Annotated in this window: 10 protein-coding genes; 3 read left to right on the top strand and 7 right to left on the bottom strand. The window is 63.5% G+C overall.

All coding sequences use genetic code 11. From position 1 onward, the window contains the following. Positions 1-389 (bottom strand): biotin/lipoyl-binding protein (locus A9Z05_RS20520; RefSeq protein WP_141723468.1); only part of this gene is annotated, 389 nt, incomplete at its 3' end. A 224-nt stretch (positions 390-613) separates the two neighbouring features. Beyond that, positions 614-1495 carry a LysR family transcriptional regulator gene (locus A9Z05_RS20525; RefSeq protein ID WP_069619685.1) on the bottom strand — a complete coding sequence of 294 codons (882 nt, stop codon included), beginning with the start codon at positions 1493-1495 and terminating at the stop codon, positions 614-616. A gap of 593 nt (positions 1496-2088) precedes the next feature. Here A9Z05_RS20525 and A9Z05_RS20530 point away from each other — a divergent pair. Then, on the top strand, positions 2089-3069 hold the full coding sequence (locus A9Z05_RS20530; RefSeq protein ID WP_069619686.1) for an AraC family transcriptional regulator: 981 nt from the start codon (positions 2089-2091) through the stop codon (positions 3067-3069). A gap of 226 nt (positions 3070-3295) precedes the next feature. Here A9Z05_RS20530 and A9Z05_RS20535 read toward each other — a convergent pair whose 3' ends face one another. Next, positions 3296-4246 (bottom strand): LysR family transcriptional regulator, encoded by a 951-nt coding sequence (locus tag A9Z05_RS20535; RefSeq protein WP_069619687.1) that lies wholly within the window; start codon positions 4244-4246, stop codon positions 3296-3298. A 309-nt stretch (positions 4247-4555) separates the two neighbouring features. Then, entirely contained in the window at positions 4556-5854 is a 1299-nt protein-coding gene (locus A9Z05_RS20540) for an adenylosuccinate synthase (protein WP_069619688.1), read from the bottom strand. Between the two features lie 140 nt (positions 5855-5994). Between A9Z05_RS20540 and gcvA the strand changes: the two genes are divergently transcribed. Further along, on the top strand, positions 5995-6900 hold the full coding sequence (gcvA, locus tag A9Z05_RS20545) for a transcriptional regulator GcvA (RefSeq protein ID WP_069619689.1): 906 nt from the start codon (positions 5995-5997) through the stop codon (positions 6898-6900). Between the two features lie 153 nt (positions 6901-7053). Here the strand turns inward: gcvA and A9Z05_RS20550 are convergent, their stop codons facing one another. Next, on the bottom strand, positions 7054-7362 hold the full coding sequence (locus A9Z05_RS20550; RefSeq protein ID WP_069619690.1) for a hypothetical protein: 309 nt from the start codon (positions 7360-7362) through the stop codon (positions 7054-7056). 2345 nt (positions 7363-9707) lie between these two features. Here A9Z05_RS20550 and A9Z05_RS20555 point away from each other — a divergent pair. Beyond that, a complete protein-coding gene (locus A9Z05_RS20555) occupies positions 9708-11024 on the top strand; it encodes a replication initiation protein (protein ID WP_069619691.1) in 1317 nt (438 codons plus the stop codon). 86 nt (positions 11025-11110) lie between these two features. On the opposite strand, the gene A9Z05_RS20560 is transcribed toward A9Z05_RS20555, so the two are convergent. Further along, a complete protein-coding gene (locus tag A9Z05_RS20560) occupies positions 11111-12142 on the bottom strand; it encodes a ParB/RepB/Spo0J family partition protein (protein WP_069619692.1) in 1032 nt (343 codons plus the stop codon). Continuing rightward, positions 12135-12830 (bottom strand): ParA family protein, encoded by a 696-nt coding sequence (locus tag A9Z05_RS20565; RefSeq protein WP_069619693.1) that lies wholly within the window; start codon positions 12828-12830, stop codon positions 12135-12137. Before A9Z05_RS20565 ends, A9Z05_RS20560 begins: the two co-directional genes overlap by 8 nt. Positions 12831-13046 lie beyond the last annotated feature (216 nt).

Raw genomic sequence — 13046 nt, forward strand, 5'->3', positions numbered from 1 at the left:
ACCAGCACCTTGTAGCGCGCGACCAGTGCGTTCTGCGTGACGAGGTTCGCCTGCGCCCTCGCGAGCGTCGCCTTCGCACTGTTCAGGGCCGCGACGTACGGCGCCGGATCGATCTTGTAGAGGCGCTGACCGGCCTTGACGTCGGTGCCTTCGGTGAATTCACGGCGCAGCACGATGCCGTCGACCCGCGCGCGCACTTGGGCGACCAGGAACGCGCTGGTGCGGCCCGGCAGTTCGGTCACCGCCGGCACGGCTTGCGGCTGCACGGTGACGACGCCGACTTCCGGCGTTTGCGGCGGCGGCGCCGATTCTTTCTTCCCGCACGCGGCCAGGAAAACGGCAGCCGTTGCGGCAGTGATTAAGCGGTATGGAACCCGTTCGACGCGCATGGAGCGACCTCTCACAATTAGACGACCTTCAATGGGAATCACCAGATCTCCTCATGGCCCTGACGCGCGGCGGACCTGCAGCTTCCTGTCCGCCGCGGATGCGGACACGTGTTGCGGGTGTGCGTTGCACCCGGCGGAGCGTTCGTTCGCCGAACTGCTTCCGAACAAGAATGGCGAGCCCGCTGCCTCGGCGGGATCGCGTTGCCGTGCGTTCTGCCAGACTGCTAGCGCGCGGGCCGGAATGCGGCGCCGGCGAATTCGATGAACGCGCGCGCGGCGGCCGGCAGACGGGCGGCACGCGCATGCGCGAGCTTCAGCGTGACGGGCGCGAGCGGGTGGAGCGGCGCCACGCGCACGAGCGTGCCGGCCGCCAGATCGGCGTCGACGAGATACGCGGGCAACACCGCCGCGCCCATGCCGGCCACGGCCAGCCGTCGCGCCATCTCGAGATGGCCGACGCCCGTATTGCCGGGCGCGACGCCGGATCGAATCCCGGCCGCGTGGTCGTCGTCGGCCGCCGGCAACTCGAGCCGCACGGTCGCGATGTCCGGCCAGTCGCCGGACGCAGCCGCGCCGCCGTGCGCGGCAACATAATCGGGTGCCGCGACGCGCACGGATTCGTACGCGGCCAGCGTATGCAATGCGTGCGCGCCGGACACCGGCATGCCGTCGGTCAGGAACGCGACGTCGATGTCCTCGGTAGTCAGGTCGACGTGGGCATCGGTCAGCGTCACGGTCGGCCGCACGTCCGGAAACCGGTGCACGAAACGATCGAGCAGTGCGCTCAACTGGCTGAGCCCGAACGCCACCGGCGCGGCCACGCGCAATACGCCTTCCGGCTTGCTGCCCATCGCGACGAAACGGCCGTCGATCTCGTCGATCGCACCGAGAATCCGCTCGACGCGCGCGAGATACAGCTCGCCGATTTCCGTCAGCGACTGGTGGCTCGTGCTGCGTTGAAGCAGGCGCGCGCCGAGGCGCGTCTCGAGCGCATCGACCAGCCGGCTCGCCATCGCCGTCGACACGCGCAACCGCGTCGCCGCCCGGCGAAACCCACCTTCCCTTGCCACCGTCACGAATGCCCGAATCGATTGAAGTTGGTCCATTTGTCCGGATTTCCCTGCACGGACGACTGCCCGTCTATCTGCACCCGACGCCGCGCCATAGCCCGCCCGCATCGGCCCGGCCAATGCGGCGGCCCCGACACCGGCTCACCGGGTCGGTCGACACGTTCGCGACGGGGATGCGTCGGCTTGCAACGGACGCAAGCCGGCCTCGGCAAGCCCGATGCATGATCGTTTAATCGCAGTCCTGATTCTTTCCCGGCGATTCGCGGCGGCGACACGCGGGCAAGGCCGGCGGTGTCCGCGCATCACGCGGACGGTGTTGCCCGTATCGTCCGGGCGCGCTGAATCGCATTTCCTTCAGCAGGTGCAATGGTAGGGAAACCGCCGGAAAATGGCTTGCCCGATCCTGCGATTGTTTTGCCTTAATTTCCGAATTTGTGCGCCGCACACCCCGCCACGACAGGCGACGCGGCCGCCGACCATGCAGGTCCGGATGATCGGGCTAATTTCGGACAGGTTTAGGCAATCCCGCGCACGCAACTGGCCGTACGATGTGACCGCCGTGCCTGCGCCCCGGCAGCGGATCGCAACGCGCGCATCACACCGCCCACTCCGCCAACCGCTCACGTAACATGGAAATCGACGCCCGAACGCCGCCGCAACCGCGCCACCCACCGGATCACGATGCTCGGTCGCCAGCCCGATCGCCCGCGGCCCGGCTCGCGGCGCTGATCGCCGCGTACGCGCCGCACGACGGCATGTTCGACCTTCCGTTGCGCGGCATGCGCGTCGCGCGCGCCTCCGCGCCGCCACCGCAGTGGAACCACGGCGTGCACCACGCGTGCCTGAGCATCGTCGGGCAGGGCGCGAAGTCGATGCGGGTCGGCGACGATACCTACACGATCGACGAGTCGCGGATGCAGGTCGCCACCGCCGACCTGCCAGCGACCGGACGCGTGACGCGCGCGAACCCGGCCGAGCCGTTCCTTTACGTGCAACTCGAACTCGATCCACGCCGCATCGCGGCGCTCACGCCCGTCGTCTTTCCGCGCGGGTTGCCGAAAGCCGTCGACTATCGCGCACTCGACACGCTCGACGCGACGCCCGAAATCGTCGACGCCGTCGCGCGGCTGATGCAACTGATCGCACAACCGGACGACCTCGACCTCCTCGCACCGCTGATCGTCGACGAAATCCTCATCCGGCTGCTGCGCGGCCCGTCGGGCGCGCGCGTCGCGCAGATCGGCGACGCCGATTCGACGACCCAGCGCATCTCGCGCGCCGTCGCATGGATTCGCGATCACTATCTCGATCCAATGGCGGTCGACGCGCTCGCGCGACAGGTGGAGATGAGCCCGTCGACCTTCCACCATCACTTCCGTGCGGTCACGTCGATGAGTCCGTTGCAATGCCAGAAGGTGCTGCGGCTGCAGGAGGCCCGCCGCCTGATGTGCCTGTCGGCGATGGATGCGCGGCAGGCATGCCGCAGTGTCGGCTATGTGAGCGCGTCGCAGTTCAGCCGCGAATACGCACGGCTGTTCGGCGACGCGCCGGGCCGCGACGTCGCGCGGCTGCGCGGCGAAGCGGTGCCGCTGTCGCGCGTCGCACCATGAACGCGTATCGCATGCGGTTCGCTGCTCACCGCGAACCCGATCGTCGGGCCGGCTACTCGCTCACGGGAGCGAAGGCGCCGCCGCCAGGCTGACGTCGACGCGTTTCGGCAGGATGCCGGCTTGATAGAACACATCCGCGATGCGCTGCTCTTTAACGCAGGACTCCACATTATTTATATTGAACCGAAAGACAGTGCGCGGTACTCACGTACCGATCATGCATGAATCAGGCATGACGGGACACGCAGCAAGCGTTCAACGCAGCCTCGTCGGCGGACAGCATCTCCGGCACGCATTCCCGCAGGAAATCGACGAACGTGCGGATCTTCGCATCGAGATACTGACGCGACGCATACAGCGTATAGACCGTCAGCTTCTGCAACCGGTAATCGGGCAGCACGCGCACCAACGCGCCGCTCGCGAGCGCGGGCAGCGCAGCCGACATCGGCAGCGGGCCGATCCCGAGCCCCGCGCGTAACGCGGCCCCGAGCGCATCGGCGATATTCACCTGGAAATCGGGCACCGCCAGTTCGAACGTTTCGCGTCCGTTCGGGCCGTCGAGATGCCAGCGGTCGCGCGGAAAGAGCGACGTGACGAGCCGCAGGCACGCATGCCCGGCGAGATCGCTCACCGTGCGCGGCGTGCCGCGTGCCTTCAGGTAGGCAGGCGACGCGCACAACACGCTGCCCACGTCGCCGAGCCGCTGCGATACCAGCCCGGAATCGGGCAGCTCCGTCGTGCTCAACTGCAGCGACACGTCGTAGCCTTCGTCGATGATGTCGGGCACGTGCTGCGACAGCGTCAGCTCGACCGCGACCGACGGATAGCGTTCGCGGTAGCGCACGACCGCGGGCACCACGTAGGACTGGCCGAAACTCGTCGTCGCGTGGACGTGCAGCCGTCCGGACGGCTTCACCTGTGCATCGGCCGCCTCGGCTTCCGCTTCGTCGATATAGCCGAGGATACGCTGGCAGCGATCGAGATAGCGCTGCCCGGCGTCGGTCAGCGCGATGCGGCGCGTGCTGCGGTTGAGCAGGCGCGTGCGCAGATGCGTTTCGAGTTGCGCGACCGAACGCGACGCGTAGGCCGTCGTGATGTCCAGGCGCTGGGCCGCGCTCGTGAAGCTGCCCTCTTCCGCGACCCGGACAAAAATGCGCATCATCTGTAACGTGTCCATCGACCTGTCCCCGGGGATTGTCACGTCGCGCCGCCGTGCGGCCAGGGTGCCGGCAGCGCGGGCACACGCCGGTCTGGCGCGAATTGTGCGGAACAGTACAGCAGCGTTGCAGGCGTGTCCAGTTCACCGTTGGCGGTGTGATCCGGAGGCCGAATCGTGCTGCGGAGCCGCTCGCCGCGCGGCATCCTGGCCGGGCGGGCATGCGTATCGGAGGGACCTGCAGGCCCACCGCTGCGGTCGGCAAAAACTACCCGCCGGCCATGATCCCGCTCTCGATCGACGCCCTGCGCATCTAGCGCATCTCACGCATTACGCGGCCGCGGCAGCATCGAACGGATTGCGCAACACGATCGTGTCGTCACGCTCCGCGCCGGTCGTGATCATCGAAACCGGCGCGCCCGCCACGGCCTCGATGCGCGAGATGAACGCCTGCGCGGCCCGCGGCAGCGCCGTACGTTCGCGTACGCCCTTCACGGAACCTTGCCAGCCTTCGAACCGTTCGTAGAGCGGCTTCGCGCGCGATTGCGCATCGAGGCTCGCGGGCAAATGATCGACGCGCGCGCCGTCGAATTCGTAACCGACGCACAGCTCGATCGACTCGAAACCATCGAGCACGTCGAGCTTGGTCAGCGCCAGCGAATCGATGCCCGAGATCCTGACGGCCTGACGCAGTTGCGCGGCGTCGAGCCATCCGCAGCGTCGCGGCCGGCCGGTGTTGACGCCGAATTCCTGTCCGCGCGCACGCAGCGTTTCGCCAGTCGCGCCAGTCAGCTCGGTGAGGAACGGTCCGCCGCCGACCCGCGTAGCATACGCCTTCGTCACACCCAGCACGTGGCCGAGCTTCGACGCACCAAGCCCGGTGCCGGCCGCCGCGGCCGATGCCACGGTGCCCGACGACGTCACGAACGGATAGGTGCCCCAGTCGATGTCCAGCATCACGGCCTGAGAGCCCTCGAACAGGATGCGCTCGCCGCGATCGGTCGCGTCGTTGAGATCGGCCCAGACCGGACGCACGAACGGCAGGATCTTCGGTGCAAGCGCGACCAGCACCGCCAGCATCGCGTCGCGATCGTATTCGTCGAGCCCCAGGCCGCGAAACCACGCGTTGTGATGGTCGACGAGCACGTCGAGTTTGGCCGCGAGCCCGCCCGGTTCCGCGAGATCGCCGACACGCAGCCCGCGACGCCCGACCTTGTCCTCGTAGGCCGGCCCGATCCCGCGCAGCGTGGTGCCGATGGGTTCGCGGCGCACACGCTCCTGCGCCTGGTCGATTGCACGATGGATCGGCAGCACCAGCGTCGCGTTCTCGGCGATCGACAGGTTGCCCGGCGTCACCGACAGCCCGAGTTCGGCCATCCGCCCGATTTCCGCGAGCAGCGCTTCCGGGTCGAGCGCCACGCCGTTGCCGATCACGCCGCGCTTGCCGCGCACGATGCCGCTGGGCAGCAGCGCGAGCTTGTACGTGTTGCCGCCGACGACCAGCGTGTGGCCCGCGTTGTGGCCGCCGTTGTAGCGTGCGACGAGATCGGCCTGCGCCGCCAGCCAGTCCACGACGCGCCCCTTGCCCTCATCGCCCCATTGGGCGCCCACCACCACCACGTTCGGCATGCTCCGTACTCCATGTGAGAAATTCAGACATTCGCTCGGCCAGGTCGGCCGTTTGTGTGCCATATTGGCGGAGCCGGATCACTCGATCAAACGATTAAACCTGAAACCTCGCGTGAGTAAATATCACGCGAAACGATGCAATGGCCCGACGACTCCCTCCGTTGAATTCGCTGCGCGCGTTCGAAGCCGCCGCGCGGCTCGGCAGTTTCACGCTGGCCGCCGACGAGCTGTGCGTCACGCACGGCGCGATCAGCCGGCACGTGCAACAACTGGAAGCGTGGCTCGGGCGACCGCTGTTCGAACGCCACAACCGGCGCGTCGAACTGACCGCGGCCGGCCGCGCGTACCTCGCCGAGGTCGGTGCTTCGTTCGACCGGATCGCTCTTGCCACCGCGCAGCATTTCGGCCACGCGCAGCAGCGCGTGCTGCGCGTCGCCGCGCCCGCGACGTTCTCGCTGCGCTGGCTCGTCCCGAAACTGTCGTCGTTCCAGGTCGCGCATCCGGCCATCGAAGTGCGGCTGTCGACGTCGAACGAGCCGATCGACAAGCTGCGCGACAAGGTCGACCTGATCGTTCGCGGCGGCCCGCAGGCCATCGACGGGTACGTTGCGGAAGAATTCCTTTCCGAGGTCCGGCTGCCGGTGTGCGCGCCGAAGTTGCTGGAGGGCCGGTCGCTCGAGACGCCTGCCGATCTCGCCGGCTTCACGCTGCTGCACGCGGCGACCTATCCGGGCATGTGGCCGGAGTGGCTCGCGGCGGCCGGGCACCCGAATCTCGTACCGCGGCACTCGCTCACGCTCGAGCATTTCTACCTGACGCTGCAAGGCGCGCTCGACGGGCTCGGCGTCGCGATGGGGCCGATCGCGCTCGTCGCCGACGACATCGCCGAAGGCCGGCTCGTGCAGCCGTTCAGCGAACCGGCGCTGCCGCCGTGGCGCTACTTTACGTATGTGGCGTTAGCGCGGGCCGACGACGACGCCGTACGCGCGTTCAAGGACTGGCTGAAGGCAACGGGAAGCGCGACTGCGTCGGGCGGGCGGCGCTGAGCGCCCGTGCCTGTGTGTCGTGCATCTTCACGACGTGCAGGATTCCGAATCGAATTGAATAAATGTGCGGAACGTGTTTGCCTTCGTGCATCGCGCAATCGCGACACACGCGGCAAGCCGCGGATCGAACCGTGGCTTGCCGCCGGACGACGCTTACTGGCTTGCAGCGCCGGCCTTCTTCTCCGCGTTCTGCAGGTTCTGCGGATAGTTCGGATCATTGGCCGCGGGCTTGTACCCAGCGTCTTCGAGTTTCTTCAGCTCGGCGGTGTTCTTCGCACGCGCAGCCTTGCGCTCGGCTTTGCGTTTGGCCCTGGCCGCCTTGCGCGCTTCGCTCTTCGCGGCCTTGGCGTCCTGTGCAACCGGCGCGCTTGCGGTTTCCTGCGCAAAGGCCGGAACGGCCGAGCCGAACAGGAAAGCGGCTGCGGTAGCAGCCAGCGTGAGTTTTCTGATCTGGATTCGCATCGCTGAACTCTCTTTTTTGATGACCATCACGGTTTGAAAAACCATCGAGATACCGCCCCTGTCCTGACCAGTCGTCATGTCGCGGTCAGGACTTGAGCATCATAACCGTGTCGCAAAAATTGTGGCGTCAACGTGCTGGCGGAATTGGGGATACACGTATGGGAGACAACGCGGTTGGTGCGCTCGATGACCGCAACCGCAGGACTCGACCGGGCGTGAGACGCCGACGGGTGTTTCACTGGTGGAGATATCGATACGCTCATGCGCGACGTGAGGATCGTTGTGCTTGCCCGATCACTGCAGCAGCAGTCGATCCGTCCGTCACGTTATCGTTCGAAGCGGCTTGAGCGACGGTTCCTCCCATAAACGACCACGATTCGTTTCGTCGGCGGTTCAGACGGTTACGTTGCATCGTTGCGGCGTGCGGTGATCTATCCGATACCGCCTGCCGCACCGTGATGCAGAAGGTTGCCTGTGTATGGAGACAAAGCGGGTTGTCGACCCGCACGTCTGACGAAAAAGGCGAGGGCTGCGCGAGCGGTGAAGAAGCAGGCCCGACGGGCTGCACGGATGCGCCTGACACCCATCATGAGCGAGCAGCGTTCGCCGGGTGGATATGCCTGTGGCCCGTGAGGTTGTCCGTCTGTGCAATCGTGCTCGCCGACTCTCAGGCGTCACACAGGGAGGTCGATCCTTTTCTGTTTGCTCCCCATCGATGGTTCCTTATGTGGATGAGGGCTGCGATCTACACGGCTTGCTTATACCGGTGCCACCGCCTATCGGTGAGCTTTTACGGGACTCCGGTTTTTTGGCAGGTGAGCATGTTCGGGAGCATCGGGGAATTCGATTGCGGTGAGCTTCGGTACCGCCGGCGCCCTCACGTTGATTCGAAACGATGTCGACGGACACGGCAATGACTTCCCGGGTGGAGCTCGAAAGGTAGAAAAACGGACGGGACGCTGGACGGAAAACAACCAGGGATCGGATCCTCCGGGCACAGTCCACGGGCTAAATTTGACGAGTAGCACCACAGGCGAGCGACAAAAACTTGTCCCTAGGCGAGGCAGCGCGAGCACAAAAAACCATTCGCGGGCAGTCCAAGATGATTTCGAACTGCTGCGGGGGAAAGCGACGGGATCCGCTGCGCTCGTCAGTCGATGGTGCGGAAGGTGCCACGGGACATATTTTTGGGTCCCATAAACGGGAACCTCTACGTCGAATCTGCGGATTTCCTCCCATAAGTTTCTACGTTTCGGCGCTTGTGAGTGGGTACTTACCTCTTTGGGAGGCCTTGTCAGGCCTGGAGCTTTCCGGGAACAGCGTGTCAAAGAGGGCCGAGTCGGTCTGTATTGAGGCCCCTGGCGATGGATGTCCCATAGACGACTCCCATTGGTAGCGGTTTATGGGGTTCGTCTTTCTGTGCAAGCACACGTGTGTTTACATCTTTGGTAAACCACGTTTACTTCTTTAACTACTTTTAGACGGCTCAGAGCCTTGTCTGGCGAGGGTTTGAGGGGTGTTCGGTACCCATTTATGGGAGCACAGGTGGAAGGGTTTGGGGTTTCAGGTCTGTGGATTTGGGGGTTGGGGTACCGTGTTGTGGGGAATCCGGGTTGTGGATATGGGGCGAACGTATCCGGTTATGGGAAATCGACCGTAAATCGTGCTGGGTAGTCGTCTATGGGAACACATGAAGGTAGCTCTTTATGGGGTGCTTTTCCGGGTGGGGTAATCGGAGGTAGGCACAGCGATTTTCTTTGGGTAGCCGGTTATGGGGGATCTCGAAGGTAGCTGTTTATGGGCGATTGTCTTAGTCGATTCGCTACTCGTCGCTCGAGGGCTCAATGAAGCCTTCCCATAGATAGGGCCGAGGCCACGGACAGGTTACCGTCTATGGGGAAAACGAATGGTTGCCGTTTATGGGAGCGATTTCCACCTTCAAGCCGGAAAGCAGCTGTGCCGACCCCGCTGACAGGTACCCTCCTATGGGAAATGACAAAGGTAGCCAGTTATGGGAGAAAAAGGCGACCGTGTTGCGGGGCACCACGAATCTTCCCGGCGATCTCGATTCCGCTCGTTTGCCCCCATGGATGGGTACCTTCGTGTGGCAAATCTTGTGCCGGGTTGCGCTGTCGAGCCAGGAAAGGTAGCGGCTTTTGGGAAGTATTTTGATCAAAAGGTAGACGGATATGGGGCTCTGAAAAAATCGCGAAACACGGATTTCCCATTACATATCTGATAGTTAGCTCAGATAGTGAAAGTGATGCTGGAGCAAGGGCGTTGCTCCGTCGCACGAAAAGGTATAAAGTCCGCTCTCAATAAGGCAACCTTACCCGGACACCACGATGCCGCGCAAGCCCGCAAGCAAAGGCTCAGACAAACAGGTTTCGCTGTTTCAGACACCCGAGCCGCCCGACTTGCTGCGCAAGGCGGTCCAGGCGATTCATATCGCACCGAAGTCGGGAAAGATCGGTCTGCAGCAGCGCAAGATGTTCAGCTCGTTGATCAAGAACGCGCTTCGACAGGAGGCGTTCGAACCGGGCCGGACGAGCTTCTCGATCTCGATCGCGTCGCTGTCGCACGAGAGCGGGCTGAACAGCAACAATACGAAGTACGTGAAGGATACGGTCAACTCGTTGATCAGTACCGTCGTCAACTGGGACTACCTGGCCGCCGACCGTTCGACGGTCTGGAAAGCGTCGGGCCTGCTCGCCGGCGCGGAACTCGAGCAATCGGTGCTGAAGTACAGCTTCTCCGACCAGATTCGCAGCGAACTGCTCAATCCCGAAATCTATGCGTTGATCGATATGCGGATCGCCCGCGAGTTCCGGCGATCGCACTCGCTCGCGCTGTGGGAAAACACGGTGCGCTACGAAGGGATCGGCATCACCGCGAAGATTCCGCTGCCGAAATTCCGCGACCTCATTCTCGGCCAGGACAAGGCATCGCAGTCGTACAAGGAATACAAGCTGTTCAAGAGCAAGGTCCTGGTGCCATGCATTCAGGAGGTGAACGAAGTATCGGACCACACGCTCGAGTTGATCGAACACAAGTCCGGCCGCAGCGTGGAAGCCGTGCAGTTCAAGGTGACGCGCAAGCAGAGCACCGATACGGTCGAAGACGGCGACGTCAAGAACGAAGCGTTGGTCGAGGAGGTGGCGAAGTTCGGCATTCCGCGTTCGGAGGCGCGCCGGCTGATCACGCAATACGGCGTGCAGCGTATCAAGGCGGCGATCGCCTATACGCTCAATCGGACGACGAAGAAAAATGCGGCGCCGGTCGACAACGTTGCCGCGTACTTCCGCAAGGCGCTGACGCACGGTTACACGCTGGCCGACGGGCAGGGAACCGAAGCGGCCGCGCCGGCGAAGGAATCCGCGCAGAGCAAGCAGGAACAGATTCGCGACAAATATCTGGCGGCGAAGGTCGAGGAAGCCGGCGCGTATTTCCGCGAACTGGAGATCGACGACCAGACCAAGCTGATCGAGCGTTACAACGAGACGGTGGCGGGTTCGAAGGACCTGACGCTGTCACCGAAGAAGAAGGCGAGCAAGCTCGCGCAGACCAGCTTCTTCCGATGGCTGGCGCTTGATACGTGGGGCGAGCCAACCTCGGACGACCTGCTGGAATTCCTGCTGAAAAGCAGTCTCGCAGGCAACTGAACGCAGCCTCGCCGTCGTGCGGCGGACGGTGTTGCAGTCCGCCTTCGCGACGCAGCGCGAAGGCGAGGCCTTTTGCCCGTGGCGCGTTACTTTGGCGTGGCCGCCGCCAGATCGGCGACGTACGCGTCGATGACGGTCTTGAGCTTGTCGGCAAGCGCTTCCTGGTGGGATGCGTCGACGCCCTTGAGCTGCAGATCCAGACGTCCGTCCGGATAAGTCTTCAACTGGCCGATCGCGCGCGATTCGAGCGCGAAGTCATGACGGACGCTATAGCGCGTGCGTCCGGCCTTCTTGGCGCCGTCGCTTTGTGCTCGCAGGAAATTCTCGAGATCGCGGACGGATTTTTTCCGGTCGATCACGGCCGTCAGCAGCCGGTCGGCCGTCGGCTCGCCCAGGCGTTCGAAGATCAGCTTCAGGAAGTACGCGGCCTGCAGACCGACCACGTCGTTCGCACTCGCCATCCGCTCCAGCAACGTGTTCGGCAGCGCGTTCAGCGACAGCGTCTTGCTGATCGATGCCTTGTCCTTGCCGATTTTCTCCGCCAGCGTGTTCTGGTCGGCAAAGACTTTCTCGTCGAGGAGACGTTTCCACGCGACCGCATCGTCGAAGATCGTCTGGCGTTCGTGATCGTGGTTCGCCCGATACGCGATCGTATAGAGCTGCTCGGGCGTGTGATCGGTGCGGAACGTCGCATTGATCGTCTCGTCACCGTTGATGCTCGTTGCACGCAGCCGGCGTTGCCCGTCGATCACGACGAGCTTGCCGGGAAATTCTGGGAGCCGCGTGACCTTGATCGGCTCGATCTGCCCTTCCCGTTTCAGCGTCAGTGCGAGTTCGTGCAGGCTCGACTCCGAGTAGAACACGCGCGGATTGAACGGGTTCGGGATGCAGTCCTTGACCAGCACTTTCTGCGGCGCGCCCAGATCGGGCGTACCGGCGGGCGCGGTTGCGGCCGGCGCACTGGCGGGCGCCGCTTCGACGACGGCAGCCGGTGCGGCCGCCGGCTCGGGCAGCCGTGTTTCGAGCGCCGCGTTTTCCTGCGCGAGTCCGCGCAGCAGGCCGGCTGCCAGATGCAGGTTGCCGGTCGGTTTCTTGTCTTTCGAGGTGTCCTTAGCCATGGGCGGCTCCGGTAGCGCGCGTCGACGCGATGTATTGGGCCATTTCCGTGACCAGCTTTTCGATTTCCGCCCGGGCTTCCTTCAGCCCCTTCAGGTATCGATTGTGGTGATGGATCGTGGTGCCGAGCGCGAACGTCTGACGATAGACCTCGCGTTGCGCGATCTGGCTATCGAGCAGATGCTCCCCTATTTCTTCAGCCCGTAAAATTTTTAAAATTTCTTCACGCATTTTAGTTTTTCCATTGACGCTATTCAGCATTAATGCGGAAGAAAGTTGAGGATTTCGAACGGCACGCATCGATTCGATCATGCGGATCATCGCAACCGTGCTGTACAAATCGGCGGGCGACGGCGAAAGCGGCACCAGGCAGAAGTCCGCCACTTCGAGGACGGAGGCAATACGTGGATCTTCCAGGTTGCCGGGGCAGTCGACGACGATCACGTCGTAGTTCGCGTCCTGCTTCTTGATCTCACCGCCGATACCGCGGCCGGCCGGCGCGAGCGACAGGACAGTCATCGGGAGTGTGTTCTCGCCGCTTGTGACCCACCGGACGGAAGTGCCTTGAGGGTCGGCATCGATCAGCGCGACCTTGTTGCCGCCGGCTTCGAACGCAGCTGCGATGTTGACGGAGATGGTTGTCTTTCCAGTCCCACCTTTTTGATTACTGACGGCGATCTTGAAAGCCATTAAATTCCTCCAAGGAGTTTTGCGTAATATATGCAGTTATTCAAGAAATGTCCAGAAAGGCGTTCCATGACGTGGATTTTTTATTGATTGTTGTGGTTGTTACGTGACAAATAGGCCGAATGGCCGAGCGGTGGTCGAACGTAGCGACGCGATAAAAAATCACCGATACGGTTGCAAAGAACTAACGAAAGGTTGCAAAGAACTAACGAAAAAATG

Origin of the sequence: Burkholderia sp. A2 (genome assembly GCF_001729305.1) — a bacterium.
Lineage (GTDB): Bacteria > Pseudomonadota > Gammaproteobacteria > Burkholderiales > Burkholderiaceae > Burkholderia > Burkholderia sola.

What these genes read in the sequence shown, in the direction of transcription:
- A9Z05_RS20535 (WP_069619687.1), bottom strand. Translation starts at nt 4,246, where the DNA reads ATGGACACGTTACAGATGATGCGCATTTTTGTCCGGGTCGCGGAAGAG.
- A9Z05_RS20565 (WP_069619693.1), bottom strand. Translation starts at nt 12,830, where the DNA reads ATGGCTTTCAAGATCGCCGTCAGTAATCAAAAAGGTGGGACTGGAAAG.
- A9Z05_RS20540 (WP_069619688.1), bottom strand. Translation starts at nt 5,854, where the DNA reads ATGCCGAACGTGGTGGTGGTGGGCGCCCAATGGGGCGATGAGGGCAAG.
- A9Z05_RS20530 (WP_069619686.1), top strand. Translation starts at nt 2,089, where the DNA reads ATGGAAATCGACGCCCGAACGCCGCCGCAACCGCGCCACCCACCGGAT.
- A9Z05_RS20525 (WP_069619685.1), bottom strand. Translation starts at nt 1,495, where the DNA reads ATGGACCAACTTCAATCGATTCGGGCATTCGTGACGGTGGCAAGGGAA.
- A9Z05_RS20555 (WP_069619691.1), top strand. Translation starts at nt 9,708, where the DNA reads ATGCCGCGCAAGCCCGCAAGCAAAGGCTCAGACAAACAGGTTTCGCTG.
- gcvA (WP_069619689.1), top strand. Translation starts at nt 5,995, where the DNA reads ATGGCCCGACGACTCCCTCCGTTGAATTCGCTGCGCGCGTTCGAAGCC.
- A9Z05_RS20560 (WP_069619692.1), bottom strand. Translation starts at nt 12,142, where the DNA reads ATGGCTAAGGACACCTCGAAAGACAAGAAACCGACCGGCAACCTGCAT.
- A9Z05_RS20550 (WP_069619690.1), bottom strand. Translation starts at nt 7,362, where the DNA reads ATGCGAATCCAGATCAGAAAACTCACGCTGGCTGCTACCGCAGCCGCT.